General features: G+C 54.7%; 27 protein-coding genes and 1 pseudogene. 13 read left to right on the forward strand and 15 right to left on the reverse strand.

Going from position 1 to position 26,961, the window contains the following annotated elements; all coding sequences use genetic code 11:
• The first annotated feature begins 93 nt into the window (after positions 1-93).
• From PGR10_RS05120 to ttcA, 4 genes and pseudogenes are all read left to right on the forward strand, one after another.
• A complete protein-coding gene (locus PGR10_RS05120) occupies positions 94-390 on the forward strand; it encodes a type II toxin-antitoxin system RelE/ParE family toxin (protein WP_113373210.1) in 297 nt (98 codons plus the stop codon).
• Positions 391-448: 58 nt separating this feature from the next.
• A complete protein-coding gene (locus PGR10_RS05125) occupies positions 449-784 on the forward strand; it encodes a HigA family addiction module antitoxin (RefSeq protein WP_113373209.1) in 336 nt (111 codons plus the stop codon).
• Between the two features lie 29 nt (positions 785-813).
• Positions 814-1,089: pseudogene (locus tag PGR10_RS05130) on the forward strand (tyrosine-type recombinase/integrase); the annotation flags it as partial.
• Between the two features lie 48 nt (positions 1,090-1,137).
• Complete coding sequence (ttcA, locus tag PGR10_RS05135) at positions 1,138-2,073, forward strand: tRNA 2-thiocytidine(32) synthetase TtcA (protein WP_032711785.1); 936 nt, start codon at positions 1,138-1,140, stop codon at positions 2,071-2,073.
• A gap of 47 nt (positions 2,074-2,120) precedes the next feature.
• Here ttcA and dbpA read toward each other — a convergent pair whose 3' ends face one another.
• From dbpA to zntB, 3 genes are all read right to left on the reverse strand, one after another.
• Positions 2,121-3,494, reverse strand: a complete 1,374-nt coding sequence (gene dbpA, locus PGR10_RS05140; RefSeq protein WP_087859635.1) for an ATP-dependent RNA helicase DbpA — start codon at positions 3,492-3,494, stop codon at positions 2,121-2,123.
• A 14-nt stretch (positions 3,495-3,508) separates the two neighbouring features.
• Positions 3,509-3,700 (reverse strand): hypothetical protein, encoded by a 192-nt coding sequence (locus PGR10_RS05145; RefSeq protein WP_087859447.1) that lies wholly within the window; start codon positions 3,698-3,700, stop codon positions 3,509-3,511.
• Positions 3,701-3,977: 277 nt separating this feature from the next.
• On the reverse strand, positions 3,978-4,961 hold the full coding sequence (gene zntB / locus PGR10_RS05150) for a zinc transporter ZntB (RefSeq protein WP_045397470.1): 984 nt from the start codon (positions 4,959-4,961) through the stop codon (positions 3,978-3,980).
• 180 nt (positions 4,962-5,141) lie between these two features.
• Here zntB and PGR10_RS05155 point away from each other — a divergent pair, with 180 nt between their 5' ends.
• Positions 5,142-5,585 (forward strand): GNAT family N-acetyltransferase, encoded by a 444-nt coding sequence (locus PGR10_RS05155; protein ID WP_045397472.1) that lies wholly within the window; start codon positions 5,142-5,144, stop codon positions 5,583-5,585.
• A 403-nt stretch (positions 5,586-5,988) separates the two neighbouring features.
• Here the strand turns inward: PGR10_RS05155 and PGR10_RS05160 are convergent, their stop codons facing one another.
• From PGR10_RS05160 to PGR10_RS05175, 4 genes are read right to left on the reverse strand one after another with little or no spacing between them, the layout of a single operon-like run.
• Positions 5,989-6,906 carry an ROK family protein gene (locus tag PGR10_RS05160; protein WP_430923064.1) on the reverse strand — a complete coding sequence of 306 codons (918 nt, stop codon included), beginning with the start codon at positions 6,904-6,906 and terminating at the stop codon, positions 5,989-5,991.
• On the reverse strand, positions 6,903-7,763 hold the full coding sequence (locus PGR10_RS05165) for an ABC transporter permease (protein WP_087859443.1): 861 nt from the start codon (positions 7,761-7,763) through the stop codon (positions 6,903-6,905). The genes PGR10_RS05160 and PGR10_RS05165 overlap by 4 nt, the downstream gene beginning before the upstream one ends.
• 1 nt (position 7,764) lies before the next feature.
• Entirely contained in the window at positions 7,765-8,685 is a 921-nt protein-coding gene (locus tag PGR10_RS05170; protein WP_032711787.1) for an ABC transporter permease, read from the reverse strand.
• A gap of 24 nt (positions 8,686-8,709) precedes the next feature.
• A complete protein-coding gene (locus PGR10_RS05175; protein WP_430923065.1) occupies positions 8,710-10,242 on the reverse strand; it encodes an ABC transporter substrate-binding protein in 1,533 nt (510 codons plus the stop codon).
• A gap of 232 nt (positions 10,243-10,474) precedes the next feature.
• Here PGR10_RS05175 and PGR10_RS05180 point away from each other — a divergent pair, with 232 nt between their 5' ends.
• The 5 genes from PGR10_RS05180 (at position 10,475) to PGR10_RS05200 (ending at position 16,924) form a co-directional block, all read left to right on the forward strand.
• Positions 10,475-11,608: an ROK family transcriptional regulator gene (locus PGR10_RS05180; RefSeq protein WP_430923066.1), complete on the forward strand. Its 1,134-nt coding sequence runs from the start codon at positions 10,475-10,477 to the stop codon at positions 11,606-11,608.
• 13 nt (positions 11,609-11,621) lie between these two features.
• Complete coding sequence (locus PGR10_RS05185) at positions 11,622-13,073, forward strand: M81 family metallopeptidase (RefSeq protein ID WP_430923067.1); 1,452 nt, start codon at positions 11,622-11,624, stop codon at positions 13,071-13,073.
• 3 nt (positions 13,074-13,076) lie between these two features.
• The gene (locus tag PGR10_RS05190) at positions 13,077-14,894 is read left to right on the forward strand and encodes an ABC transporter ATP-binding protein (protein WP_316424031.1); all 1,818 of its coding nucleotides are present in this window, start codon (positions 13,077-13,079) and stop codon (positions 14,892-14,894) included.
• 187 nt (positions 14,895-15,081) lie between these two features.
• Positions 15,082-15,828, forward strand: coding sequence for a DeoR/GlpR family DNA-binding transcription regulator (locus PGR10_RS05195; protein ID WP_430923069.1), 747 nt, complete (start codon positions 15,082-15,084; stop codon positions 15,826-15,828).
• 13 nt (positions 15,829-15,841) lie between these two features.
• The gene (locus tag PGR10_RS05200; RefSeq protein ID WP_271032672.1) at positions 15,842-16,924 is read left to right on the forward strand and encodes an oxidoreductase; all 1,083 of its coding nucleotides are present in this window, start codon (positions 15,842-15,844) and stop codon (positions 16,922-16,924) included.
• 39 nt (positions 16,925-16,963) lie between these two features.
• Here the strand turns inward: PGR10_RS05200 and PGR10_RS05205 are convergent, their stop codons facing one another.
• Both PGR10_RS05205 and PGR10_RS05210 read right to left on the reverse strand, forming a co-directional pair.
• A complete protein-coding gene (locus tag PGR10_RS05205; RefSeq protein WP_213316225.1) occupies positions 16,964-17,596 on the reverse strand; it encodes a helix-turn-helix transcriptional regulator in 633 nt (210 codons plus the stop codon).
• The gene (locus PGR10_RS05210; RefSeq protein ID WP_430923070.1) at positions 17,593-18,570 is read right to left on the reverse strand and encodes a threo-3-hydroxy-L-aspartate ammonia-lyase; all 978 of its coding nucleotides are present in this window, start codon (positions 18,568-18,570) and stop codon (positions 17,593-17,595) included. The genes PGR10_RS05205 and PGR10_RS05210 overlap by 4 nt, the downstream gene beginning before the upstream one ends.
• A 248-nt stretch (positions 18,571-18,818) precedes the next feature.
• On the opposite strand from PGR10_RS05210, the gene PGR10_RS05215 reads away from it, so the two are divergent.
• On the forward strand, positions 18,819-19,013 hold the full coding sequence (locus PGR10_RS05215; RefSeq protein WP_015366303.1) for a hypothetical protein: 195 nt from the start codon (positions 18,819-18,821) through the stop codon (positions 19,011-19,013).
• An 80-nt stretch (positions 19,014-19,093) separates the two neighbouring features.
• On the opposite strand, the gene PGR10_RS05220 is transcribed toward PGR10_RS05215, so the two are convergent.
• On the reverse strand, positions 19,094-19,852 hold the full coding sequence (locus PGR10_RS05220; protein ID WP_308958923.1) for a hypothetical protein: 759 nt from the start codon (positions 19,850-19,852) through the stop codon (positions 19,094-19,096).
• Between the two features lie 463 nt (positions 19,853-20,315).
• On the opposite strand from PGR10_RS05220, the gene PGR10_RS05225 reads away from it, so the two are divergent.
• Together PGR10_RS05225 and bdcA are read left to right on the forward strand one after the other, a co-directional pair.
• Positions 20,316-20,882: a DJ-1/PfpI family protein gene (locus PGR10_RS05225; protein ID WP_087859434.1), complete on the forward strand. Its 567-nt coding sequence runs from the start codon at positions 20,316-20,318 to the stop codon at positions 20,880-20,882.
• Positions 20,883-21,044: 162 nt separating this feature from the next.
• On the forward strand, positions 21,045-21,758 hold the full coding sequence (bdcA, locus tag PGR10_RS05230; protein ID WP_213316229.1) for an SDR family oxidoreductase: 714 nt from the start codon (positions 21,045-21,047) through the stop codon (positions 21,756-21,758).
• A 50-nt stretch (positions 21,759-21,808) separates the two neighbouring features.
• On the opposite strand, the gene PGR10_RS05235 is transcribed toward bdcA, so the two are convergent.
• The 5 genes from PGR10_RS05235 to tssF are packed head-to-tail and all read right to left on the reverse strand — an operon-like array spanning position 21,809 to position 26,957.
• The gene (locus PGR10_RS05235; RefSeq protein WP_430923072.1) at positions 21,809-23,155 is read right to left on the reverse strand and encodes a VasL domain-containing protein; all 1,347 of its coding nucleotides are present in this window, start codon (positions 23,153-23,155) and stop codon (positions 21,809-21,811) included.
• A gap of 21 nt (positions 23,156-23,176) precedes the next feature.
• Positions 23,177-23,620 carry a type VI secretion system baseplate subunit TssE gene (gene tssE / locus PGR10_RS05240; protein WP_087859431.1) on the reverse strand — a complete coding sequence of 148 codons (444 nt, stop codon included), beginning with the start codon at positions 23,618-23,620 and terminating at the stop codon, positions 23,177-23,179.
• A gap of 1 nt (position 23,621) precedes the next feature.
• Positions 23,622-24,158, reverse strand: coding sequence for a type VI secretion system lipoprotein TssJ (gene tssJ, locus PGR10_RS05245; protein WP_183269068.1), 537 nt, complete (start codon positions 24,156-24,158; stop codon positions 23,622-23,624).
• A complete protein-coding gene (gene tssG, locus PGR10_RS05250) occupies positions 24,139-25,164 on the reverse strand; it encodes a type VI secretion system baseplate subunit TssG (protein WP_395226337.1) in 1,026 nt (341 codons plus the stop codon). Before tssG ends, tssJ begins: the two co-directional genes overlap by 20 nt.
• 29 nt (positions 25,165-25,193) lie before the next feature.
• Positions 25,194-26,957 (reverse strand): type VI secretion system baseplate subunit TssF, encoded by a 1,764-nt coding sequence (gene tssF, locus PGR10_RS05255; RefSeq protein WP_430923073.1) that lies wholly within the window; start codon positions 26,955-26,957, stop codon positions 25,194-25,196.
• Between the last annotated feature and the right edge of the window lie 4 nt (positions 26,958-26,961).

The following is a 26,961-nucleotide window of genomic DNA, read 5'->3' on the forward strand; positions in this document are numbered from 1 at the left end:
AACCTGTAATCTGAAGAAGATTAAAACGCACTTGCGCACTGTGCGTGAGTGCATTACAATATCCACATAAAGGATCAGGGAGGCTTAAATGGAATGCAGAATCACATAGGTAGCTTCCGTGATGTATGGTTGGAAGAATTTTTTTTACACTCGGCGCCACATAAAAAAGTTCCTCCAGACATACATACCACGCTAGCCCGCAAGCTCGATATCATCAATGCTGCCACTACCTATCTGGATTTACGATCGCCACCTGGCAATAGATATGAAGAGCTAAACGGCAAATTGGAAGGTTATTCGTCAATCAGAATTAACCAGCAGTACCGCTTAATATTTAAGTGGGTGGATGGTAAAGCGGAAGACCTTTACCTGGATCCTCACAAGTACTAAATAAGGATGCCAGTTGCAGCTGGCTCCTTTTGAAACTCAAAAACCTCAAGGGAATACTATGAAACAGGCAACCAGAAAACCAACTACCGTAGGTGACATCCTGCTGTATGAATACCTGGAGCCGCTAGATTTGAAAATCAACCAACTTGCGGAAATGATACATGTGCATCGTAATAGTGTAAGTGCATTAGTTAACAACAACCGCAAACTCACTACTGATATGGCATTTCGCTTGTCTAAAGCCTTCGATACCACCGTTGATTTCTGGCTTAACCTTCAGGCGGCGGTGGATTTGTGGGAGGTTGAAAATGACACCCGCGCGCAGGAAGAATTTAGCCGCATTGTTCCCGTCTCCAAATTTATCGCCAGCAAAGCTGATAAGAAAGTCGCCTGATTCCACGCGAGCCCGCTTAATTGCGGGCAGTTCATAATGGCGAGCAAAAACCGTACTACTCAAACAACAGTCCAGGAAGCCGTTGTCAGTCTGCAGTAAAACGCGCTGGTATTCGCCGCAAGAATCCGTACCATACGCGGCATACTTTCGCTTGCTGGCTCCTGTCGGCTGGCGCTAACCCGTCTTTTATAGCCAATCAGATGGGGCATGAAAACACGCAGATGGTGTACGAAGTTTACAGTACATGGATTGAAGAGATGAACGGCGACCAGGTTTCAATGCTGAAATCCCGGCTTGGGCTTTAAATCATTTTGCCCTCTATATGCCCCTTTTAGTTTCAGAGAACGTTAATAATGCAAGATAATCAGCAAGTTACAAAGAAAGAAAAATACAATATCGACAAACTGCAGAAACGTCTGCGCCGCAATGTCGGTGAGGCGATCGCCGACTTCAACATGATTGAAGATGGCGACCGCATTATGGTCTGTCTTTCCGGCGGCAAAGACAGCTATACCATGCTGGAAATTCTGCGCAGTCTGCAGAAAAGCGCGCCTATTTCTTTCTCGCTGGTGGCCGTTAACCTCGATCAAAAACAGCCGGGCTTCCCGGAACACATTCTGCCGGCCTATCTGGAACAGCTGGGCGTTGAGTACAAGATCGTCGAAGAGAACACTTACGGCATCGTTAAAGAGAAAATCCCGGAAGGCAAAACCACTTGCTCACTGTGTTCTCGTCTGCGTCGCGGCATTCTCTACCGTACGGCGACCGAACTGGGCGCAACCAAAATCGCGCTCGGCCACCACCGCGACGATATTCTGCAGACGCTGTTCCTCAACATGTTCTACGGCGGCAAAATGAAAGGTATGCCGCCGAAACTGATGAGCGATGACGGCAAACATATCGTTATCCGCCCGCTGGCCTACTGTCGCGAAAAAGATATCGAACGCTTCTCGCAGGCCAAAGGCTTCCCGATTATTCCTTGTAATCTGTGCGGCTCCCAGCCTAACCTGCAGCGTCAGGTGATCGCCGATATGCTGCGCGATTGGGATAAACGCTATCCTGGCCGTATCGAAACCATGTTTAGCGCAATGCAGAACGTGGTGCCGTCGCACCTGAGCGACGTCAATCTGTTTGATTTTAAATCCATCACACACGGTTCTGCGGTAGTTGACGGCGGCGATCTGGCCTTTGACCGCGAAGAGATTCCGCTGCAGCCTGCGGGCTGGCAGCCGGAAGAAGAAGACGCTCAGTTAGATGAACTGCGTCTGAATGTGGTTGAAGTAAAATAATACGCAACGCGTCTCCGGCAACCGCCGGAGACCGTCACTTGCCGCCCTTACTTCAGCAAACGTACGCGGCAGGACTTGCCTTTGATCTTGCCGTTTTGCAGCTGCTTATAGGCCTTTTGCGCCACGCCCTGACGAATAGCGACATAAACATGCGCGGGATGAACGTTGATCTTACCGATATCGGCGCCATCAAACCCCATATCGCCAGTTAACGCCCCCAGCACATCGCCCGGACGCATTTTCGCCTTCTTACCGCCATCAATACACAGGGTCGCCATCTCCGCCTGCAGCGGCGCAATATTATTACCCGCCGGCGCGTTAACCCAGTTGAGTTTGATCTGCAGCATTTCAGCAAGAATGTTAGCGCGCTGCGCCTCTTCCGGCGCGCAGAAACTAATCGCCAGGCCGCTTTCACCTGCGCGAGCGGTTCGCCCGATACGGTGAACGTGAACTTCAGGATCCCACGCCAGTTCAAAGTTAACCACCAGCTCCAGCGATTTGATATCCAGGCCGCGCGCCGCAACGTCGGTCGCCACCAGTACGCGCGCGCTACCGTTGGCAAAACGCACCAACGTCTGATCGCGGTCACGCTGCTCCAGGTCGCCATGCAGCGACAGCGCGCTCTGGCCGGCAGCATTCAACGCATCGCATACCGCCTGACAGTCGCGCTTAGTATTACAAAATACCACGCAGGAAGCCGGCTGATGCTGGCTGAGCAATTTTTGCAGCAGCTTGATTTTACCGCTTTGCGAAACGTCGAAGAACTGCTGTTCAATAGACGGCAGCGCATCAACGCTATCGATTTCAATCGTCTGCGGATCCCGCTGCACCCGGCCGCTGATGGCGGCGATAGCTTCCGGCCAGGTCGCGGAGAACAGTAATGTCTGGCGCGAAGCTGGCGCATAACGAATCACTTCATCAATAGCATCGCTGAAGCCCATATCGAGCATACGATCGGCTTCATCCATAACCAGCGTCTGCAGCGCATCCAGCGATACGGTCCCCTTCTGCAGGTGGTCAAGCAGGCGGCCAGGCGTGGCGACAATAATATGCGGCGCGTGCTGTAAGGAATCGCGCTGGGCGCCGAAAGGCTGGCCGCCGCAGAGGGTTAATACTTTAATATTTGGCAAAAAGCGCGCCAGGCGACGCAGTTCGCCAGCGACCTGATCCGCCAGTTCGCGGGTCGGGCACAGCACCAGTGATTGGGTCTGGAACAGACCGGCGTCAACGTGCTGTAGCAATCCCAGACCAAAGGCCGCCGTTTTACCGCTGCCAGTTTTCGCCTGTACGCGCACATCCTTCCCGGCCAGGATAGCCGGCAATGCGGCGGCCTGCACCGGCGTCATCGCGTGGTATCCCAGTTCGTTAAGGTTGTTCAGTTGAGCTTCGGGCAAAAGGTTCAGTGTTGAAAAAGCGGTCACAATGTTTTCTCGCATTAAAGGGCGGACAATCTGCAGGCGCGTATCCTCGCAGATCTCCGCTCTTGATGCGACAATTTAATCGGATCATCGTCCGGAGGCGGGTCGGGAAGCGGGTGCGGACGGGGCCGCGGATCGGGTACGGGCACCGGGTCGTTGGGCTCAGGGCCGATGGGTATCGACTGCAAGGAAAGCGCCAGGTTACGCATAGTTTATCCCCTCTCTTTACAGGACTATTCTTTAAGCGTAGAAGTTAGCTGGCAGAGGGCAAAAAAAAGCCGACTCAATGAAGTCGGCGTCGTACGAATCAATTGTGCTATGCAGTAATTCAAAAAAGGAAGTAAGACAATATGGAGCGCAACGCCCATCGCTTGACGTTGCATTCACCTGCGAGAGAGATATTGCCCTGAATGGGTAGATGGTTTATTGATTTCGCTCAAATATTGCCGGGGTTTCAGCGGCAAAATCGCCTGAAAAGACAATTTCTTACAACCATTTACTACGATGTAACCACCAGGTAACACCACCGATTAGAACGACTAACATTACGCAAAATATCGAAAAACCAAGATGCCAGCTGTTACCCGGGATACCGCCAAGGTTGACGCCAAACAGCCCGGTCAGGAAGGTGCTGGGCAAAAAAACCATCGCCATCAACGACATCGTGTAAGTCCGTCGCGACAGCGACTCCTGCATAATCTGCGCGATTTCATCGCTCATGATTGCCGTACGGGCAATACAGCTGTCAATCTCATCAAGGCCGCGGCCAAGGCGGTCGGCAATATCCTGCATCCGGCGACGGTGATCGTCACTCATCCATGGCAAGCGCTCACTGGCAAGACGGGCGTAGACATCGCGCTGGGGAGCCATATAGCGGCGCATCACGATGAGCTGCTTACGCAGCAGCGCCAGAAATCCGCGCGGCGGCACCTGCTGGTCGAGCAGGTCATCTTCAAGGTCGATAATCCGGTCATGCAGCTGTTCGATAAACTCGCTGGCGTGATCGGTCAACGCATCGCAGATTTCCACCAGCCAGCTGCCGCAATCCGTCGGCCCGTTGCCCTCCTGCAGATCGCCCAGCACGTCATCCAGCGCCAGCACCTTGCGCTGACGGGTAGAGACAATCAGCCGCTCGTCCATATACAGACGCATCGCCACCAGTTGATCGGGGCGTTCATCGGTGCTGCCGTTGATACAACGCAAGGTAATCAGCGCGCCATCGCCGATGCGCGTCACCCGCGGACGAGTGCTTTCCCCGGCCAGCGCATCACGAACGTTATTCGGCAACAGCGGCGTGGCGGCTAACCAGTCGGCGCTGTCGGTATGGGTATAATTGAGATGTAGCCAGCAGGGATTGCTCTTATCGATATTATCGTTATCAGCCAGCGGCTTTACGCCGCCCTGCCCGTCGAGCACCCATGCAAAGATGGCGTCCGGCACTTTCAGCTCCGAGCCCTTAATCGCGTCCACTGAACCTCCATTAATGCATGCCTGTAAAAAGCGTGAATAATCCATAAGGTACGCTATTCGGCTGAATTTCGCCTCCCGCAATCGTCGCAATCGCCTAACAAATACGCAGCATAGCGCGTTTGGCGACAGCTGATCATATTTGTATTACAATTACATCCGTAATTGTAATGAGGTTTTAGTATGAATATTTATCAAGCCCAGCCCCAGGATGTCGATACCGTCCTGCCGCTGTATCTCGCCTATCGTCGTTTCTATCAGGTCGAAGAAAATCTCGTTCAGGCGCGGGAGTTCATCCTTAAGCGCCTGCAACTGAATGAGTCGGTCATTTTCTTCGCAGAAGTGGACGGCAAAGCGGTGGGCTTTACCCAGCTCTATCCCCTGTTCTGCTCGCTGGAAATGAAGCGCATCTGGCTGCTTTACGATCTGTACGTTGATGAGTCTGCCCGCCAGCACGGCGTAGCGCAGCAGTTGATTGCCCGTGCCGAACAGCTGGCAAAAGAGAGTGATTCAGCATTTATTATGCTCAGCACGGCAACCGATAATACTAAAGCGCAGGCGTTATACGAGCGTAGCGGCTTCGTACGTGATACGGATTTTTACGTCTATAACAAAATGCTCAAGTAAGTTGTTCAGGCCATCAGAAAGGGAGAACCCGCCATTGGCGGGTTCTTATTAGTTCGTATCAGTCGTCGGCTAATCCACAGTATTAACCCTTGCCATCGTCTGGGCGGGCGCAGGGCAGGATTAGCAGGAAGCGTTCATTTTTTCTCTTCCGCATAGCGGCGGGCGTTATCGTGTAAATTGGTGCACATGGTTATTACTCCATTGTTATAAGCAGATTAAGAGCCTATCCCATTAGGGCTATTTTACTTGCCATTTTGAACCAGGGCAGTGCTCGAAATCCTCACGTACTACGTGTACGCTCCGGTTTCTGCGCGCTGTCCGTGTTCAAACTGGCTGCGCCAATTACGCCTACTGGGATAGGCTCTAATCCTAGAAGCTTCCGTCAGATCTGCCACATTTCTGGTTAAAATTTTTCCCAGCCCAGCACCGATGCCCCCAGTAATCCCCCTTCGCGACTAAATTGCCCGGCGACCAGTAGTGGCTCAGCGCTCTTCAGCAGAATCTTTGCCCGCAACGCTGTATCAAGGCGCGCCAGCAACGCCGTTTCACCCGCCAGCCCGCCGCCAGCGACGATTTTATGCGGCCCGAGAATGTTCACCGTATGGGCCAACGGTTCGCTCACCAAATCAAGCCATACTTCAAGGGTGAACGCCGCAGTCTCTTCCCCCGCCATGCCTCGCGTTACGATCTCCACGCTGCTCAGCGCCTGGCCGTTGAGCAGTTGATGCAGCCGCTGCATCCCTTTTGCCCCGCCGAGCGTATCGAGGCAGCCCTGCTGTCCGCAGCCGCAGGCCAGCCGAGGCAACTCAATTCCCCGCAGATGAGTGCGCGTAATGGGTCCGTGCCCCCACTCGGCGCCGATTCCCTGATTGCCGTAGAGAATGTTACCGTTGATGGCAATCCCCCCGCCGATCCCGCTGCCGAGGATCACGCCCAACACCACCGGCAGATCTTTTGCCGCGCCGAAACGCGCCTCGGCTAAGGTAAAACAGTCCGCATCGTTGGCCATCGTCACCGGACGCCCAAGCTCAGCCTGCAGCGATTGGGTAATATCAATACCGGCGAACGGCGGAATGTTGCTCGACAGAATACGGTCATTGGCGACATCCACCACTCCGGCGCAGGAGAGCGCCAGTGGACTCTGTTCACTAATCGCATCGCCATATTGCGCGATAATCTCCTGCACGGCGCAAACGAAGTCGGGCCAGGAGCTTAGCGGCATCGCCCGCTGGCGCGGCATAACCAGTTTCCCCGGCGCTGGAGAAACCGCGCTTTTAATAAAGGAGCCGCCAATATCCAGACACAGCACGCTGTTACTCATAGGCGCGAATCCATTAAATCACGCAGGCCATCTCCCAACAGGTTGAAGCCCAATACCGAAAAGACAATAGCCAGTCCCGGCCATAGCGAAATTCCCAGGCTGATGCCAAGGAAGTTACGCCCGTCGCTCATCATTGTCCCCCACTCCGGCATCGGCGGTTGCACGCCCATGCCGAGGAAGGAGAGCGAAGCCGCGGCGAGGATCACCGAGCCGCCGGTCAATGTCGCCTGCACGGTAATCGGCCCCAGGGTATTACGCAGAATGTAGTGAATTATCTGTCGGCGGTAGCCAATCCCCAGCGCCCGCGCCGCTTCCATGTACTCCATATTCTTGATGCCCAAGGTAAGGTTACGGCTGAGACGCGCGTAAACCGGCACCGAGAAGATAGCGATCGCCAACAGCATATTCATCAACCCTGCGCCGAGGACGCTGACCAGCAGGATAGCCAGCACGATGCCGGGAAAAGCGAAAATGACATCCATCACCCACATAATCAGGTGGTCGACACTTTTACCGCACAGGGCGGCGATAATGCCCAGAGGTAGCCCCATCAGTAGCGACAGCGCCACGCTGACCACCACTTCAATCAGCGAGATCCTGGCGCCGTAAATGGTGCGGGAAAAGATATCGCGGCCATAGTCATCGGTGCCCAGCCAGTGGTCGGCCGACGGCGCGGAGAGAATATTCAGCAGGTCCTGCGCATAGGGATCGTAGTGGCTTAACCACGGCGCGAAGAGCGCACATACCAGGATTAAGGCGACGATGATGCCGCCGAGGGTCAGCGAGGGATGCTCCATCCCCCAACGCAGGCCGCTGAGAACGCCGCTGCGCGATTTGGCGAGTGAAATTTCCGACATATCAGTCAAACCTTATTTTCGGATTGATTCTGGCGATGATCATCTCGCCAACCAGGTTCATCACCACCACGCTTGCCACCGTAATCATCGTCACTCCCTGGATGACGGGGTAATCGCGATAGCGTACCGAATCCACCAGATAGCGGCCTATCCCAGGCCAGTTAAATACCGACTCGGTCACCACCGCGCCGCCGATCAGGCTACCGAAGTTCAGTGCGATAATCGTCACGATGGGGATCAGCGCATTGCGCAGCGCATGCTTGAAATAGACCTGAAACGGCGCCAGCCCTTTGGCCCGCGCGGTGCGGATGTAATCCTCTCCTAATACGTCAACCATACTGGAGCGGGTCATCCGCGACATCACCGCCATCGGGAAAATCCCCAGGCAAACCGACGGCAGGATATAGCTTTTCCAGCCTTCGGCGCCCAGTAGCGGCAGCCAACCCAGCTTCACGGAAAAGGTATCCATGGCGATCAGCGCTAGCCAGAAATTGGCTATCGACGCGCCGGCAATCGCCACCAGCATCAGCACATGGTCGGCCACATGATTGCGGTAAATCGCCGCGCACATTCCCATTGGAATGCCGAGGATCACCGCCATCATCCACGCCAGCAATGCCAGGCCTAAAGTATAAGGAACCCGCTCGCTCATTTCGGCGGAGACCGGCTGGCCGGACTTCAACGAAGTGCCAAAATCACCCTTCAGCATTCCGCTAACGAAATGGCCATACTGCACCGCCAGCGGATCGTCCAGACCGAGGCGCGTATGCATACGGCTGACATCATCCTGGGTGGCCTGCGGCCCGGCCATCAGGCGGGCCGGGTCACCGGGGAGCATTCTGATCGCCATAAAGACAATCAGCGATGCCCCCAGTAGGATCAGCGGCAAAGAAAGCAGTTTTTTAATCACATAAGCTTTCATAACAACTCCACGCTGGCCCTAGCGTTATGGTTTTTGCGCTTCGGTAACGATAATTTCGCCGCCCGGTTCCATTCGCACGCCTTTAATGGTGGCGCGGGTGGCGTACAGATCGTCCTGGAAGTAGAGCATCACATGCGGCGCGTCGTGCATAATGGCCTTTTGCGCCGCCACATATTCGGCGATACGCGCGTTGTCATCCATGGTGGTCGCCGCTTTGTCTAACAGTTCATCCACCTGCGGGTTGCGGTAGAATCCGAGATTGGCCCCAGCCGGCGCGGCGCTCTGCGAATAGTAAAGCGGGCGCAACTGCAAATCAGATCCATTAAGCCCGGAAGACCAGGAAGCCAGCACCGCATCGGTACGGTTGGCCAACTTTTCCGCCGCCGGGGCAAACGCCGCTTTGCTCCAGACGCCGCTCTCCATCTGCTGGATATTGAGCTTCACGCCAACTTTGCCCCACATCGCCTGCAGGATTTGCGCGGTACGCGCATCCGGTCCCTGCACGGCGATGTTCATCTCAAAACCCTGCGGGTAACCGGCCTCTTTTAATAGCGCTTTCGCTTTATTGAGATCCCACGGATAGTCGTTGAGGGTTTTATCATATCCTTCGTTCACCGGGGCCAGCGGCGAGTTGGCGGCAGAAGCAAACCCAAACATCACCGCCTTCAGCAGCGCTTCTTTGTCGGTCGCCAGGTTCAGCGCCTGACGCACGCGGACATCATTTAGCGGTTTTTGCTCAACGTTGAGCGCCACCCAGAATACGGATGCACCCTGCCCCTGCTCCAGCTTCACCTGCGGGTTGCTTTTCAACTGCAGACCAAACTGCGGCGGTACTGGGTTAATCACATCGACCTGACCGGAAAGCAGCGCCATGTTCATCACCGACGGCTCCGCGCTCCAGGTCCACTTAATCTCATCCGGGCCGTGATTCTCGCCCCAGTATTTCGGGTTTTTCCTCTCCAGCACGTATTCACCGGTTTTATACTCCTGCAGCATATATGGGCCGGTACCGTCCGCTTTCCGGCCAATGGTGCCAGCTTTCGCCGCCGCAGGGCTCACCATCTTCGCCGAGCCGCCGGTCAACAGATTGAGGAAAGAGGGATAGACCTTTTTCAGCGTAATCTCGACGTTGTCATCATCGAGCTTCTTCACGGATGCGATCACGTTGCGCATCCGCGAACTGGCTGCCAGTCCGCCTTTCGGGTCGATATGTCGTTCGATATTGGCGACTACCGCATCGGCATTGAACGGCGAGCCGTCATGGAAAGTGACGTTTTTACGCAGGGTAAAAGTCCAGACTTTACCGTCATCGCTGACCTTCCAGGCGGTAGCCAGCGCCGGGGCGATTTTGAAATCCGGCGACAAATCCACCAGACCTTCATACATCGGTTTTAATACGGTATCGGTAAAGGTCGCGGTTTGGTCGCCCGGATCCATGCTACGCGGAGGTTCGTTTTGCATCACGTTCAGCGTTGCCGCCTGCAGCGCCGTCGCTCCGCCGGCTGCCAGTAAGCCTGCCAGAATGGCAAGTCGATATTTATTCATAATTGCCTTCATCCGTTAACCCCTACCTGTCTGTTATGTCGCCAGTTGTGGCTGTTATGTTGCGATTAGGTTTTCTTTTTACCCAAAACAGAGTCCCATAAATGTGATATTAGCCATGATTAACGCTTAATTAGGTAATAAATTTAACTTATATGTGATGATTTAGTTATTTTTGAAAATAAACTGATTGCTAAAGCGCCAGTCCGCGATTATGTTCAGAAAAAAGCGTTATGGCTGAGTAACTATGCTGAACAAACTCCACCAACAATTGATTCATCTGGTCTGCAGCGAGGAAGGCGCCAGCCGCGCAGATCTCGCCCGCCTGACGGGTATGAGTAAGGCGGCCATTGGCGCACTGGTAAAAGAGATGCTGGCTGATGGTCTGCTACAGGAGAGCGATATGGCCGCTTCCGGCGGTCAGGGACGCCCCTCCGTCACCCTTTCGCTGGCGCCGGACGCCGCTTACGCCATCGGCATCTCGCTGATTGATAACCAGTTGGTGTTGGTACTGATAAATGCCAGCGGTGAGAAAATCGCCGAACGCCTGCTCACGCCGCAGCTTGAAATTCCCGACGTAATCCAGCAACTGGCGGGTGAAATCCGCAGTTTGTTAAACGATACGCTCATTGAGCGCCAACGGCTGGTCGGCATCGGTTTTGCCCTGTCTGCCTTTGTCGACGCCGCGCAATCGGTCTGCGTACAGTCGGCGTTGCTCGGCTGGCATCAGGTGCCGCTGGCTGAACTGTTAAGCCGCGCGACCGGCGGGATCCCGGTATTTATTGAAAACGACACCCGGGCGCTGGCGAACTGGGAGAAAACGTTTGGCCATCTACGCAAGCTGGAGAGCGCAGTGGTGATATCGCACGGCAGCGGCATCGGCAGCGCGGCGGTTATCTATAACCGAATCTGGCGCGGCGCCCACGGCGGCGCAGGCGAAATAGCCCACTGCACCATCGTGCCGGCGGGCACGCCTTGTCGCTGCGGGAAGCGTGGCTGTCTCGACACCATCGCGTCTCTCACCGCCATCTTTGAACAGGCGCGCATGGCTGGTATCGACACCGACCACCTGGATGAACTGGAGGCCATGGCGCGTAAGGGCCACACCGCCGCCATCCAGATCCTGCATCGGGCCGGCGACGCCTTAGGATTGGCTATTTCACATCAGATCCAGACCCACGATCCGGCGGCGATCATGCTTGCCCACCAGCCGGATAGCTTTAACGGTTTACTGAATACCGTGATGCAACAAGCCATTGAAACCAACCTGCTGCCGGGGATGGCGGGGAAAACGCCGCTTATCTATCGCCCGCTGGCTCCAGATAGCTGGGCGCTCGCCGCGGCGAGCGTCGCTCTGACTCACGTTCTCTTTCCAGGATAATTTCGAGGTCCCTATGCGCATTGCCGTTGGTGGAATACATATTGAATGCAGCACGTTTAACCCGGTACTGACTCATGAAGCAGAGTTTCGCACCGTCAGAGGCGATGCCCTGCTGCAGGCGCCCCACTTTCAGTTTTTACGTGAGTATCCGGCGACGTTTCTGCCGACGCTGCACACCCGGGCGATTCCCGGCGGCCCGGTAGCTCGGGAAACTTACGAACAGTTCAAGGCCGAATTCTTAAGCCGTCTGCAGGCGCAACTGCCGATCGACGGCCTGTACCTCGCGATGCACGGCGCAATGTACGTTGAAGGTATGGAAGACGCTGAAGGCGACTGGATCGCTGCTGCCCGCGCCTGCGTCGGCGATGACTGCCCGATTGCCGTCAGCTACGATCTACACGGTAACGTGACCCAGCGCATTATCGACGCCATCGACATGTTCTCAACCTATCGCACCGCGCCGCATATCGATATTGAAGAAACCATGCGCCGTTCGGTCAGTATGCTGGTGGATAGTCTGCAAAGCGGCGTGCGCCCGGGCATAGTGTGGGCCCCCATCCCGGTATTACTCCCTGGCGAGCGGACCAGTACGGAAGATGAGCCAGCGAAAAGCCTCTATGCCATGCTGCCAAACAGCGACCAGATAGACGGCGTACTCGATAGCTCATTAATGGTCGGCTACGTGTGGGCCGACGAACCGCGCGCCACCGCCGCGGCCATTTTTACCGGCACCGATCGCGCGGTACTGGAGCAACAGGCCGCGAAACTGGCGCAGGCCTATTGGGACGTGCGGGAAGATTTTGTTTTCGGCTGCCGGACGGGCAGCGTCGCCGAATGCGTCGTTCAGGCTATCGCCAGCGCCACGGGCCCGGTTATCCTGGCGGATTCGGGCGATAATCCCACCGGCGGCGGCGTCGGCGATCGCGGCGACGTGCTCGCTGAACTGCTACGTCAGCAGGCGCAAAATACCCTTGTCGCCGGCATTACCGACGCGCCGGCAACACGTTCGGCGTTTGAAGCCGGCATCGGCGCAGAACTGCAGTTAACGGTCGGCGCCAGCCTCGATCCGGCGGGCGTCAGCGCGAGCGCGCGTTTTACCGTCACTGGTCTGCTGGCGGCGGATCCGCAGCGCCCGGCCAATCAGGCGGTGCTACAGACAGATGGGATTACCGTAGTGGTGGCCGACCGTCGTCGTCCGTATCACGATATCGCTGACTTTAGCGCGCTGGGACTCGACCCGCGGCAGGTGAAAATTCTGGTGGTCAAATCCGGCTATTTATCGCCGGAACTGGCGCCGCTGGCCAATCCGAATCTGATGGCGCTCTCGGAAGGGGTGGTCGATCAGGATATTGAACGGGTGGCGCGTCTGCGAATGCTGACCCCCACCTGGCCGTTTAAGCGTGACCTCGAATTCACTCCACTGGTGCGGGTTTCCGCCCGCGCGCCCTTTGCCAGGGAGTCCTGAGTCATGAACCGTGAAACGCCTGCGCCAGTGCTGGCCGTCGACAATCTGAGCGTCTCATTCCGCCACGGCGAGAGCTGGCAGAAGGTGGTGCGTAATATTAGTTTTAGCCTTTATCCTGGTAAGACGCTGGCGATTGTTGGCGAATCCGGCTCAGGCAAAAGCGTGACGGCGATGGCCATTATGCGCCTGCTTTCTACCCGCCATAGCCGTACCGAGGGACAGGTTCTGCTCGGCGGTAAATCACTGCTCGAGATTCCTGAAGAGGAAATGCGTCGCGTACGCGGCGCCGAGGTAGCGATGATTTTTCAGGAGCCGATGACCAGTCTCAATCCGGCATTTACCATTGGCAACCAAATAGCGGAAGTCTTTATTCGCCATCAAGGTTTATCGGCGCGCCAGGCGAAGCAGGAGGCCATCGCCCTGCTGGATAAAGTCCGCATTCCGCATGCTGCGCAGCGTTTCGATGAATATCCGCATCAGTTTTCCGGCGGTATGCGCCAGCGCGCGATGATCGCGATGGCGCTGGCCCTGAAGCCTAAACTGCTGATCGCCGATGAACCCACGACCGCACTGGACGTCACTATCCAGGGGCAAATCCTTGATCTGATCAAAACCCTGCAGGCAGAAAACAATACCGCGGTGCTGTTTATTACCCATGATATGGGCGTAGTCGCGGAAACCGCCGACGATACGCTGGTGATGTTCCGCGGCGATGCCATCGAATGCGAGCGCACGCCGACGCTATTCGCCGCCCCGCAGCAGCCCTATACCCGCGCGCTGCTGGCCTCGGTACCCGCGGCAGGTGAAATGGATATGAGCTCGACACCCTGTAAGTTCCCATCGGTGAACCTACAAACGGGGGACATTCGTCGTTTTCCGCCAGAGCCAGACCTTAGCCTGACCAGCAACGAACCGGTGTTATCCGTCAAAAACCTGGTCACCCGGTTTCCGGTTAAAAAAGGCTTTTTTAATCAGTTAGCCGGGCATATTCACGCCGTAGAAAACGTCAGCTTTGATTTATGGCCCGGCGAAACGCTATCGCTGGTGGGCGAATCAGGTTGCGGTAAATCGACTACCGGTCGCAGTCTCATTCGTCTGGTCCAGGCGCAATCCGGTCAGGTTCGCCTGAATGGCTATGACGTCCTGCAAGCCGGGCGCCAGCAGCAAAAGCGGATGCGCCAGGATATCCAGATGATTTTTCAGGATCCGTTCGCCAGTCTGAATCCACGGCTGAAAATCCAGGAAACGCTGATTGAACCGCTGCTGGAAAATGGCCTTGCCACCCGCCAGCAGGCGCTGGCGCGCGCCCATGAATTAATTGAGAAAGTGGGTCTCAGCGTCGCGGTGCTTAACCGCTATCCACATGAATTCTCCGGTGGTCAGCGCCAGCGCATCTGCATTGCTCGCGCGCTGGCGATGAATCCCAAGGTGATTATCGCCGACGAGTCGGTGTCGGCGCTGGATGTATCGGTCAAGGCGCAGGTGGTCAATCTGATTATCGAACTGCAGCGAACGATGAAAATCGCGTTTCTGTTCATCTCGCATGATATGGCGGTGATTGAACGCATCAGCCACCGGGTGGCGGTGATGTATCTTGGTGAAATCGTCGAAATTGGCCCACGGCAGGCCATTTTCGCTAATCCGCAGCACCCGTATACTCAAAAGCTGATTGCGGCGATCCCGAAAACCGATCCGTCTCGTCGCCATCTGTTGCGTGAAGTCAATAACGATGAACTGCCCTCGCCGTTTCGCGATAAAGACTGGCAGCCGCCGACCCGCCGCTACGAACAAGTCGGTAATCAGCACTGGGTAATGCGCTGAGCGCATTATATTTAAATAGACCGGTTGAACGCGCCTCAGGCTGCGCTAAGCCGGTCCCCCTTCCCAAAAAGCGATGCACAATCACCCTGTTAACTGGTAACGCATTTTTTGCTGTTTATTGCGATTCACATTCCCACATCATGCTGTATTATGCATGTTATTGCAGTATTTTGCAGGAAAAGCGATTATGCATAAAACCGCACGACAACAGTTTTTGCTCGAACTACTGAGCGAAAACGGTCAAATTAGCATCAGTGAACTGGTTGAACGATTGCAGGTCTCGCCCGATACCGTCCGCCGCGATCTTGGTGACCTGGAAAAACGCGGACTGGTACAGAAAAACCATGGCGGCGCTATCGCTCTCGATCTTCCAGCCATGAATCGTCAGGGGCGCAATGCGCTGCTGCCCGAGACTAAACAGCGCCTCGGCGCGCTGGTCGCCCGTGAGGTTCCACCGGGAGTAACACTATTTTTAGACGCCGGCAGCACGGTACTTGCCGTCGCCGCTCATCTAAAAGGGCCGCTGACGGTCATCACCCCTTCGCTGGATATTGCACAACTATTTAGCGAACGGCCCGATATCGAGTTGGTTTTACTCGGCGGTAGATGGGATATGCGGCAGCGGTTGTTTGCCGGTAGCGCTACGCTTACGCTGCTTTCCCGTTACCGCGCGGATATCGCCATTCTCGGCGCCTGCGCGATCCATGCGCGGCAAGGGCTTAGCGCCAGCCAGGAAGCAGATGCGGGAGTAAAACGCGCCATGCTGGCAGCCAGCATCGAGCACTGGCTGGTGGCTGACCATCTAAAACTTGATCGCTGCGAGCCTTACCTGGTCGCCGAACTGAAACACATCGATCGTCTGTTCCTCGACAAGCCGTGGCACGCGCTTGGCGAAGACAATTCAATGCAGGTCAGCATTGCTGACGCTGAATAACGTGGAGAAAGTCATGCATAAAGTTATCACCGGCGCAGGTAAACCCATTAATATTGCGCTGATCGGCTATGGATTTGTCGGCAAAACGTTTCACGCGCCGCTCATTAACTCGGTCGAAGGGTTAAAGCTTGCCGTCGTTGCCTCCCGCGATGAAGCCAAAGTGAAGCAGGACCTGCCGGATGTCACGGTAATCGCTTCGCCGGAAGAGGCCATTCAGCATCCGGACGTTGACCTGGTGGTACTCGCTTCGCCAAACGCCACCCACGCCCCGCTGGCTCGCCTGGCGCTCAATGCCGGTAAGCACGTAGTGGTAGATAAACCTTTTACTCTCGATATGCAGGAAGCGCGCGAGCTGATCGCGCTGGCTGAAGAAAAGCAACGCCTGCTTTCAGTATTCCATAACCGCCGTTGGGATAGCGATTATCTTGGCATTAAGCAAACCATCGAGCAGGGGCTAATCGGCAAGGTTAAGCATTTCGAGTCGCATATCGATCGCTTCCGCCCGGAAGTACGCGTCCGCTGGCGCGAGCAGAACGTGCCCGGCAGCGGCCTGTGGTTTGATATTGGCCCCCATCTGATCGACCAGACGTTACAACTTTTCGGCCTGCCGCAAACTGTACAGGGCAATATCGCCACCCTGCGACAGGGTGCGGAGATCAACGATTGGGCGCACGTGGTACTGAACTATCCGCAGCACAAAGTGATTCTGCACTGTAGTATGCTGGTTGCCGGCGGCGTCTCGCGTTTTACGGTCCACGGCGATAGCGGCAGCGTTGTGAAACTGAAAGCAGACCAGCAGGAGAGCCAGCTGCTGGCTGGGGTCATCCCAGGGAGCGAAAGCTGGGGCCAGGATGACGACAGCATGACGCTGTTCGATGCCAGCCTGCAGACGCACACGCTCGCCACGCCGAAAGGCGATCAGCGCCAGTACTATATTCAGGTTCGCGATGCCCTGCTGGGCAAAATCGCCAACCCGGTGCCGCCGCTACAGGCGCTGGCGGTAATGGCGGTGCTGGAAGCCGCCGTTGCCTCATCAGAAAGCGGCAGCGTGCAAAAGCTGGCGTTAACCGCCGACGAACTGGCCGGGCTTCAGTAAATATCCAGATGGAATAGCGGCTGCACCTCCTCGCGGCCGCTAGGTTTCTCTCTCCTGCCGGGCGTATAAATAAGCTGTCGCCCGCGAAATACCAAGATGCTGCGCAACCATTTCCATCGACTTGCGCAGATCTAATAGCCCCTCTTTACGCAACTGTTGAATGACCATTTTACGATCCGCTGCGCTCAGCGCCCTGGCTGTCGTCGCCCGCTCGGCGGCAAATGCATCAATCCGTTGGCGAATGGCCGCCGCACCGCCGGGTTCAAGATGTTCGGTCACCGCGGCGCTTTCCGTAGCGGTAAAACGCGTTAACGCGCTTTGCATACCGCGAAACAACGTGATATCGACATTAAGACAAAGCGCGGCTACATATTCACCACTCTCCCCTTTAATACCGATAGAGGTACTTTTCACCGCACGACCGTCAGCAAACTGATTAGCATAGTTGGCGACAACGGCCGGGAACTCGGCGCTGGCAATCCGCGCTAACCCCATCTCGGTCGCCGCTTGACCAACCTCTCTGCCCGAGAGGTTATTGTGAATTGATAAAATGGCGTGCTGAGGATGCGTGAGGTCATGCACGACCACTTCGCAAAACGGCGCAAAGGTTTCGCTTAACCCCTGAGCGAGGATATCAAGCTGCGCCAGCAAGGGTGACATCTCACTACTCATAAGCCGTTCCCGGTGCCTAATAAGGCGCTATAACGGCTCATATCCACATTACCGCCGCTGATGATAATGCCGACTTTTTTACCCCGCAGCTGCGCCATAGCGTTCCGGGCGGCAGCAAAACCCAGACAACCTGTCGGTTCAACCACCATTTTCATTCGCTCAGCGAGAAATTTCATCGACGCGACTAATTCATCGTCACTCACGGTCAGGATATCGTCGACGTGTTGCTGTATTAGCGGAAAAGTATATTGCCCCAGATGCTGGGTTTGCGCGCCGTCGGCGATGGTTTTCGGCGTCTCAATGTGCACAATGCTTCCGCAACGAAACGACTGCTGGCCGTCATTGCCAGCTTCAGGCTCTACGCCATAGACTTTACACCCCGGAGACAGATGACGTGCCGCCAGCGCCGAGCCTGACAGCAGACCACCGCCGCCGAGGCAGACAAACAGCGCATCGAGCGGACCGACCTCTTCTATTAACTCTTTCGCCGCTGTCCCCTGCCCGGCAATCACGTGCGGATGATCGTAAGGAGGGATAAGCGTAAACCCATGCTGCTGCGACAGGTCACGTCCGATCTGTTCGCGATCCTCCATGTAACGGTCATAAAAAACCACTTTGCCGCCGTAGTCCCGGGTGGCGGCGACTTTCGCCGCTGGCGCATCATGTGGCATCACGATGGTTGCCGGAATGCCCAGCAGTTTGGCCGCCAGCGCGATGGCCTGCGCATGATTGCCAGAAGAAAACGCCACTACCCCGGCCCGTTTTTGCGCTGGGCTAAACTGTTGCAACGCGTTCATTGCGCCGCGAAATTTAAACGCCCCCATGCGCTGAAAGTTTTCACACTTTAAAAACAGCTGCGCTGAGTATCGTTCATCCAGGGTACGCGAGGTCATCACAGGCGTTCGGTTGGCGTAGTCGGCAATGCGCTGCGCGGCTGCCGCCACGTCGCGATAATCGGGGAGTTGTAGAGTCATTGTTTCGCCTTGTTGATCAATGGATAGCCATCTTTAATACATTTAGTCTAATTAAATACATTATGTATGATCAACAATCAATCGCAAATGGTATAGATCGCAACCAGAGGAAAATGTGCCCCGCCGGGCTATTGCCTGCTGGAAATTTCCCACATTTGGGAGCAGGATATAATCAAATACCTGATTATTGTGGTAACGCCCCATTAGCTTCTGCGGACGCAGCCCGACACACTGGACAGGAGAATGTCATGTATTACACGTTAGGAGAAAAGACCCTCCACTTTTATCGCTATCAGTGCCGTTACTACGTCGCCCATTGGGACGGCGGCCACGTGATGACCGAGCAGTTCAAGCCTTTTATCGCCGGGATCAGCGAAAAGACCGGCCTGGAAGCAAAGCGTGTGGAAGCGGTCGCTCGCGATTACTTTACCAACGTGGATTAACGCAACGCTTCAGTATCACCAGAAAATACTAAAACGGCACCTTAAAAGTGCCGTTCTACATTCACTTCACTGATAAATAATCACGCTACGGGGATTTTTGAAATAATATATTCTAATGATTCATCAATATTCTCACCTGCCAGCATTTTCTTGCGCACGTCAAACGCCCGTCCGGTACGTAAGAACTTTAAAGAAACTTTATCATTATTCACCCCTTTATCGGTTAATACGACTTCACTCAACGGAACGATAAAGGTGTCTGAGTACAACTTTGGTTTAACTATCAATTTATCGCCAGAAAGACCGATTATAACGCGCTCCTTGAGGCGTACCCCATTCCAGATATTGAGAACTCCTACTGCGACCAATAGGTAGCCAATTCCCTGTCCCATCACCAGCACAATAACCCCCATGCATAAAGCAATAGCACCAGTAGGAACAAATCGGGATGTATCGCATGTTAATTTATAACTTTTGTCTTCAGGCTTCGATATATCAACCGCAGTTTTAGTACTGTAAATATCAAGACCTGCGTTGCAGTATCGTTCGTAGCTAAAAAGATAACCGATTAAAAACACCAAACCAATCGGCACCATAGTAATTCCACCGAGATAAGCAAACACAATACCAACACGCGGAGCTTTCGGTAATAACAGAACGCTTACAACCTGAGCAACTATAGCAAGAGGAATTAGTGTTGTGACCAAATCTTTAATCAAACGCAGCGTTCGATCGTAGCCATAATAATCTGAGAGCGAGTTAACCTCATTGAGCACCAAAAGAAACATGGCTAAGTTAATAATAATACCAATCAATGTCAGACGGTGAATTTTATTCATTCATACTCCATTATGCTTACTCATCGTAAAATATTACTTTAAATAATAAATTTACACTATACCGGCAATATTAAAAGCCATTATCAACGCCCACCAACGCTCAACCACTCGAGATACCCGAATATATTCACAGGTGTGAAAAATGGAAAGCATATATACGGCAGACAGTATATCCCAACGGACTACCCCCCAATTAAATAGAGAACAAGCCGATACTAACAAATACATTGTATCCGTCAACAAAAAAGGAAAAACTTAGAAAATAGAAGTTATTTATTTATCGATAAATTTCTTGCCACTCCATTTAATTCATATTTTAAATTTATTAGACATTATCCAATACACCCAAACTATATTTTATCGCTATTGTCGCTATCCTGTCTTATTCATACGTTAACTGTTGGCATTGTTCATTTTACCAGGCTATACCTTAGGCATCATTATTCATCAAGGAGCTGTCGCAATGGGCAAGAAAATATTGATGCTGGTGGGCGATTACGCCGAAGATTACGAAACCATGGTACCGTTTCAGGCGCTACAGATGATCGGCTATCAGGTTGATGCCGTTTGTCCTGATAAAAGCAAAGGCGACTATATTTTGACGGCGATTCATGATTTTGACGGCGCGCAAACCTACAGCGAAAAACCCGGTCATCGCTTCGTGCTGAACGCCGACTTCGAAAGCGCAGAAGAGCAAGACTACGACGCGCTGCTCATCCCCGGCGGCCGTGCGCCCGAATATTTACGCCTGAATGAGCAGGTAATTAAGCTGGTACAGGCTTTTGACGCTGCGCAAAAGCCGATTGCCGCCGTCTGCCACGGCCCGCAAATTCTCGCCGCGGCGGGGGTTCTCAAAGGCCGTACCTGTAGCGCTTATCCGGCTTGCGCCCCGGAAGTGCGGCTGAGCGGAGGCCAGTATGCGGATATCGGCATCGACCAGGCGCACGTTGACGGTAATCTGGTCACCGCCCCCGCCTGGCCCGCGCACCCACAGTGGCTGGCTAAATTCATCGAATTACTCCCGCAGTAAGGTTCTGGTCTTCTCAGGGACTGGCATTCATTATCGCGTATCTGCTGTAGTGCCAGTCCTGCTAATCACGGACATTTTGTATCACTCACTATATTATTTCTTGACAGCTTTCACCGCTGAACAATATTGTATCGATCACTACAATATAGTGAGGCAAAGGTCATGGCTGTATTTGATAACAAATCGGTACTGGTATTGGGCGGGAGTCGCGGCATTGGCGCGGCGATTGTACGGCGCTTTCGTGCCGACGGCGCGTCGGTGGCTTTCAGCTACGCGGGTTCAGAGCAAGCGGCACAGCAGTTGGCTGGCGAAACCGGCAGTACCGCGGTATTTACCGATAGCGCCGATCGCGATGAAGTGATCAAGCTAGTTCGCGATAGCGGGCCGTTGGATGTACTGGTCGTTAATGCTGGTATAGCCCTCTTTGGCGATGCGCTGGAGCAAGATAGCGATGCGATCGACCGTCTGTTCCGCATCAACATTCATGCCCCCTACCATGCGGCCGTCGAGGCGGCGCGCACGATGCCGGAAGGCGGTAGAATTATCATAATTGGTTCGGTGAATGGGGATCGCATGCCGATGCCTGGCATGGCGGCTTACGCGTTAAGCAAGTCCGCGTTGCAGGGACTGGCGCGCGGGCTGGCGCGAGATTTTGGCCCCCGCGGTATTACGGTGAATATCGTGCAGCCGGGCCCTATTGATACCGATGCCAACCCGGAGAACGGCCCTATGAAAGAACTGATGCACAGTTTTATGGCGATTAAGCGGCATGGCCGCCCGGAAGAAGTTGCGGCAATGGTTGCCTGGCTGGCAGGCCCGGAATCATCGTTTGTGACGGGGGCAATGCACACCATAGATGGCGCATTTGGCGCCTGATATACAGGAGGGCTAGATTAGCTAGCCCTTTATCGCAGCAACCATAACGACTATTCCTTCATGTCTAATTTCAGCAAGGCATAACGAGTAATCAACTGCTGCAAATGCTGTTCTGCCTGATGTTGCTGCGCTGAACTTTGGGCCTGCTCTTGCGGCATCTCCGCCAGCTGACGCAGTTGTTCTTCGAGCGGAACAGTACGATTAAACGACTGGGTCATTGCGAACACCGCTGATTTCAGCTCGCTTACGGTTAGATATTTTCCCTTTTGTTCATCCAGCGCATCAAGGCGCTGGGCCAATTGCTGCAACTGCTTCATTCCTTGATGCCATCCATTGAGATTTTCAACCGGCAGCGCGGCGGCGGCGAGCTGTTGCCGCCACTGCCGGGAGAGCGTTTGAGCCTGCTCAGGCCACAGCGTTAGCGCCTGCTGCACCAATCGCTCTCCATCATCGATAGCCCAATCCGGATTGAGCTCAGCCAGCCGCGCCAGCTGCTGCTGGGTCTGTAGTATCCCCTTATCAGCTGACGGCGAGCGCGGCTGAAAGGAACGCAGCTGCTCAGCCGAAAGCGCCACTGGCAATGGCGCCAGGCTGGCGGCGAATTGCACTTGCTCCTGGTCTGATGAATAGTGAACCCGCCATCCCCATATCGTCGCCACCGTTAACAACAGCATGGTGATCATACCGGCAGCAAAGGGGCGCCAGCGCTGTACCGCCGACGGAAGGTCACAAGCTGTCGCCATCTCCGCAGTGGTATCCGCGGGGGCAATGTACACCCGTTTTATCCGTTCAACCGACTCATCAACCTCAATAATTGCGTTCCCCGGCACGGTCACGCCGGCGTGCTGCGAATTATCGGCGCGAGCTATGCCGTCGCTGTTTTCCAGCCGCACGGCGGCGTTATGTATCAGAGCGACCAGGACATCCAACTGACCGGCATGCTTTAGCTCGAGCCGTTGCAGGGCTGCATCGAGCGCTTTTAGATGTGTTTCCGCTTGATATAATTCGCTGAGGTCGGCATATGCCAGGGTTAACGTGCGCAGCGCCTGCTGTAACCGCTTGCTCAACCCGCAGACGATTTCCATCCGCGCATGCACCGGCTGCGGCCACAAAGCGCCCCATTGACGTGTAATCAACGTTTCAAGAATAGCGAGACCTTCATTGAGGCCAAATAATCCAGCCAACTGCGTGCGGGCCAGCGTGTACCAGGCTGCTGTCTGAAGATCCACACCGTTACGATCAAACAGCGACAGGCATAACTGTTCCGCATATCGCCAGTTAACGTCCGGGCGCGCCGGGTGGATGAGCTTTTGCATTTCTTCACGCAGCTTTGCGTAGTCCGCCTGCGTGCGCGGGTCCCCCCCGGTAGTGAGGCGGCGTTCAGAATATGTCGTCATAAGGATTAACCAAAGTGAGTACTAAATGGCGGTACGGGCGTCCAGGTACTGTTGCTGTTTGAGATGGCGAATTAGCACCCTACCCTCAGGCATAAACTCCGTGCCATAACGCACCAGACCAATTTCCTTCAGTTCCGCGTCAATGGCATAACGCAGTTCGCCAGGCTGTGTCTGTTCCAACATCTCAACACGAATGCTGCTTAGACGCGGCTCGTATTTGAGTAGTACTGCAGACAGCGTGGTCATAAGCTGGTGCGCGGTGCCCGGCATCCCCTGGAGGATTTTTGTCATATCCGGCAGCCCGTAGTCCGGGAGATGCGCCAATGCTCCCGCCCGGCAATTAAGAATACGCTGCATGTTATCGAGCACCGAAAGAATGACCTGATTTTCTTCGCTGACCTGATGCAGGTCGAGACCGCCGGAAAAATTACCGAACAACGTGTCGTAAAGCGAGGGGCGCGGCATCTTAGTTATCCTTCAACGGTTGCAAGGTTAAACGGTTATGGCCGGCCTCAATAACCCGCGGTTTGTCCGCGTCAAGATCGTCGCGAGTCAACACCAGCCGCCAGCTGTTCCCAGCCAGGTCAGGCGCCATAAACATCCCCGCGATCGCGACGTATTGCGTTGCCGCCTCCAGCGGCATATCAACAGCCACGGATTCTCCGGGGCGCAGACGAATATCTTTCTCGGCAAGCCAATCGCCTTGGATCGCCTGGCTATCCTCAGCAAACAGCGAAGGATAATCTGTATCATCAAACACCTTACGATCTTTGAGCTGGTATATACGTACTACGGTCGCCAGCGATGCCCCTTGCGCGTTATTATTCACCCCTTCCCGGGCGCGAATATCCAGATGCAGTGTTTTCACCTGCTTATAAAAAATAGACCTGGTCACTGAGACCGCCCCGTCCTTCACACTCTGCGTCAAGCCGCAACCGGCCAAGGCCGTCGAGAAAATCATCGCCAATAACGCAGCGGAATATTTACCAGCGATAGTCGCCATCTTCATCGTGCTCCCTTCGGTGAATATTTTCCTGGACGCGCTGATAACGCCCTGGATGAATGGTGATAATGTCATTCGAACTGCGATGTGGATTTAGCGGGCGCAGCACTGCAGTACGCCCTAACCGCACCGCTTTTGTTAACTGGCAGGTAAGCTGCGCTTCCGGCAATAAATGACGGGCGACGCATAGTTGAATGCGCACATCCAGGTGTGTGCCGAGCCAAACATGCAGCAACGCCATGAGGTCCTGGAGTCGTTCCCCCCCGGGCAACCATCCCTGCGCTTCCTCATGGTTGCTGGTCGTTAAACGTAACAACACCTGACCATTAACATCCGTGCCGTGGGTTCCCATGACCGGCCTGGCCGCCAGGCTAACGGGATGCCTCACGCTCATGGTCAGCGCCTTTTTCAGCGGAATACGACAGCGGTCGTGATGAAAGATCTCGGCACGAGTTTCCGGCGCCAGCAGTTCAACCAACGCCCTCATTCCTTCCTCCGTTCGTCCCGGAAGAAGCATCAATGGCAGCAGCGCCAAAAAGCGTGATAACGGTATATCCACCGCGGCCGCGCACCCCGTAATCCCCAACCCGGCTAATCCCAATAGGTACTGCGAGGTATTGTCTGTGCCGCCAGCCTGAAATGTCGCCGGGTATGAATATTTACGCCAGATGCGGTAATACTGGCTAATCAACCGATGGTTGAAAATGTCCAGAAAATCCGCTGCGGCGGCATACCCCTCGCGGCGCTGCGCGATATCATCAATATAGTGCGTCGGCAGCGGCGACTCGACTCCGTACAATCCCATAAACGTGACGCGAAGCGAGGGCGGTAAGTGCGAAACATCCGCTTCAGGCATTTCAAGCTGCCGAATTTCACTGGCCGGGAATCCCATTCCCGGATGTGGTCGAAAGCGTATCGGTTCATGCCGTATTTGCCAGCCTCCACCGGTCAACGGCGCCTCTGGCTGGCTCTGTTCAAGCAACTGACTGAAGCGATAAAAATTCATGTACGGCAACCGCTCCCGGGCCTTCGCTATCAACCGGGCAGGCGCGGATTGTGATTCTCTTTCCACCGAATATATTTCCCTTCTGGCTGAACAATCAGCGTAAGCTGGTTGAATTGATTCATATCGGCATAGAGGGCAAAAAAGCGATTCAGCATTTCGCCGAACAGATGAATATCCCCTTCGCCGGTGAACCCTCGGCTGTCGAGGGTCACTTCAATTTCCAACCCTCGTAACAGAAACCCATCTTCAAAACGCTGAAGACGATGATGCTTGACCGACTGGATCGCCTCAAGACGGCGGTAATTCAGCTCATCATCACGCCAGTTATAGAGTGACAGCGTGCCGCGAAGTACCTCGGCGTTACTCATCATATTTAAAAAACGAGTACCCAGATGGCTCATAACCCGCCAGTGAAAGCGATCCTCTGCGGGCGGGTAAGCAGGCAACGTCGGCTTACACAGATTCCGCACGCTCAGCTGCGTTTCTGAAACCTGGTCACAGCGGTCAAGCACGGTGCTTTGCAACGCCCGGCGCGGTAATTGCCCGTTGGTGCCAGTGATACGTAGCGATACGGTTTCTCTTTCAAAACCCCGATCGGCTTCCCAGCGCTGGCCGCCCAGGATTAACCAGGTGTCGTGCATTCCGCTGACGCCGCGCTTCACGCGCGTATGGTAATACCGCTCCGGCGTATGGCGGCGCATCATTCCTCCCCGATGTCGGAAACTGGTAAAAGGGACATATCGCGCCTCGCCCGATCGCCCTGAGCCGGTGACGCTATCAACGGAATAAATCTCAGTATGTCCGTCCTGCAAACGTTTCGGCCGCAGCAGGTATTCGCTCTCCAGGCCGCTGATAGTTAACGGATCCGCTTCCAGGGTGAACAGGTTAATCACCGGTACGCAGTGCAGGCGTAGGCAGTCTTCGGTTATGGGTAAATCGCTTTGCCAAAGTTGGTTGAACACCACCTCGATATCAAAATGAGTTATCCCAGCAGGAAAGGTGTAATTGTCCAGACCCTGCAGATGGACAAACATAAATTTTTCGCGGAAGGAAAAATATTCCAGCAATAGCTGATAACCGCTAAAAGCACTCTCTCCCTTCGGCCACAGGCCGTCCTCCTCGCCGAATCCACCCGGTGAGAAATAGCCGTTAATCTTTATCCGCTCAGCTTGCGTTGGCAGGCGCAGATACATCGCGGCCTGGCGTTTGGTAAGCCACAAATGCAGGGCGCTGCCGGTTACAGCGTCTTCTCCGAGATAAAGCGGCAGGCGGCGCAGATCGGCGTGGGACCAGTCAGCCTGGCCACTGCAGGCAAAACGAATCCTCAGGAGCGAACGCCCGTCCGGCTCGCTGACCATGGCAATTTTCGCCACCGTTATCGGATTCAGCGTCACATCGCGAGTGGTACGGTAGCGGCAAAGGGTATTTTTCGGCCCCACCGGGCGGGACGTTATCTCCAGACCAGCAGGTACCGTTTCCGCCATTTTCATCGCCGTAAGTTCCGGCATGAGAGCCACTATCGATAATGACGGAATAGTGCGCAGGTAATGTGGCCACAGCATACTGACCAACCCTTCGGTGAGCTCCGGTAGATCATCGTCGATCTTTTCACGCAGGCGGCCCATCGAAAACGCAAAGCCTTCAAGCAGCCGCTCCACGTAGGGATCCGGCGTACCGGCTTTGTCGAGATCCAACATTGCCGCCCGATCGGGGTGCGTTTGGGCGAACTCTTTTGCCGCTTCGCGCAGATAACGCATTTCAGCGTCAAAATAGCGTAGGGTTAAATCTTCCATCGTA

The organism is Klebsiella sp. 141198, from assembly GCF_050600785.1.
GTDB classification, from domain to species: Bacteria; Pseudomonadota; Gammaproteobacteria; order Enterobacterales; family Enterobacteriaceae; genus Klebsiella; species Klebsiella aerogenes.

Coding starts and splice junctions, on each gene's coding strand:
- PGR10_RS05120 (WP_113373210.1), top strand. CDS start 94: ATGCAGAATCACATAGGTAGCTTCCGTGATGTATGGTTGGAAGAATTT.
- PGR10_RS05125 (WP_113373209.1), top strand. CDS start 449: ATGAAACAGGCAACCAGAAAACCAACTACCGTAGGTGACATCCTGCTG.
- ttcA (WP_032711785.1), top strand. CDS start 1,138: ATGCAAGATAATCAGCAAGTTACAAAGAAAGAAAAATACAATATCGAC.
- PGR10_RS05145 (WP_087859447.1), bottom strand. CDS start 3,700: ATGCGTAACCTGGCGCTTTCCTTGCAGTCGATACCCATCGGCCCTGAG.
- PGR10_RS05155 (WP_045397472.1), top strand. CDS start 5,142: ATGAATATTTATCAAGCCCAGCCCCAGGATGTCGATACCGTCCTGCCG.
- PGR10_RS05160 (WP_430923064.1), bottom strand. CDS start 6,906: ATGAGTAACAGCGTGCTGTGTCTGGATATTGGCGGCTCCTTTATTAAA.
- PGR10_RS05165 (WP_087859443.1), bottom strand. CDS start 7,763: ATGTCGGAAATTTCACTCGCCAAATCGCGCAGCGGCGTTCTCAGCGGC.
- PGR10_RS05170 (WP_032711787.1), bottom strand. CDS start 8,685: ATGAAAGCTTATGTGATTAAAAAACTGCTTTCTTTGCCGCTGATCCTA.
- PGR10_RS05175 (WP_430923065.1), bottom strand. CDS start 10,242: ATGAAGGCAATTATGAATAAATATCGACTTGCCATTCTGGCAGGCTTA.
- PGR10_RS05180 (WP_430923066.1), top strand. CDS start 10,475: ATGCTGAACAAACTCCACCAACAATTGATTCATCTGGTCTGCAGCGAG.
- PGR10_RS05185 (WP_430923067.1), top strand. CDS start 11,622: ATGCGCATTGCCGTTGGTGGAATACATATTGAATGCAGCACGTTTAAC.
- PGR10_RS05190 (WP_316424031.1), top strand. CDS start 13,077: ATGAACCGTGAAACGCCTGCGCCAGTGCTGGCCGTCGACAATCTGAGC.
- PGR10_RS05195 (WP_430923069.1), top strand. CDS start 15,082: ATGCATAAAACCGCACGACAACAGTTTTTGCTCGAACTACTGAGCGAA.
- PGR10_RS05200 (WP_271032672.1), top strand. CDS start 15,842: ATGCATAAAGTTATCACCGGCGCAGGTAAACCCATTAATATTGCGCTG.
- PGR10_RS05205 (WP_213316225.1), bottom strand. CDS start 17,596: ATGAGTAGTGAGATGTCACCCTTGCTGGCGCAGCTTGATATCCTCGCT.
- PGR10_RS05210 (WP_430923070.1), bottom strand. CDS start 18,570: ATGACTCTACAACTCCCCGATTATCGCGACGTGGCGGCAGCCGCGCAG.
- PGR10_RS05215 (WP_015366303.1), top strand. CDS start 18,819: ATGTATTACACGTTAGGAGAAAAGACCCTCCACTTTTATCGCTATCAG.
- PGR10_RS05220 (WP_308958923.1), bottom strand. CDS start 19,852: ATGAATAAAATTCACCGTCTGACATTGATTGGTATTATTATTAACTTA.
- PGR10_RS05225 (WP_087859434.1), top strand. CDS start 20,316: ATGGGCAAGAAAATATTGATGCTGGTGGGCGATTACGCCGAAGATTAC.
- bdcA (WP_213316229.1), top strand. CDS start 21,045: ATGGCTGTATTTGATAACAAATCGGTACTGGTATTGGGCGGGAGTCGC.
- PGR10_RS05235 (WP_430923072.1), bottom strand. CDS start 23,155: ATGACGACATATTCTGAACGCCGCCTCACTACCGGGGGGGACCCGCGC.
- tssE (WP_087859431.1), bottom strand. CDS start 23,620: ATGCCGCGCCCCTCGCTTTACGACACGTTGTTCGGTAATTTTTCCGGC.
- tssJ (WP_183269068.1), bottom strand. CDS start 24,158: ATGGCGACTATCGCTGGTAAATATTCCGCTGCGTTATTGGCGATGATT.
- tssG (WP_395226337.1), bottom strand. CDS start 25,164: ATGAATTTTTATCGCTTCAGTCAGTTGCTTGAACAGAGCCAGCCAGAG.
- tssF (WP_430923073.1), bottom strand. CDS start 26,957: ATGGAAGATTTAACCCTACGCTATTTTGACGCTGAAATGCGTTATCTG.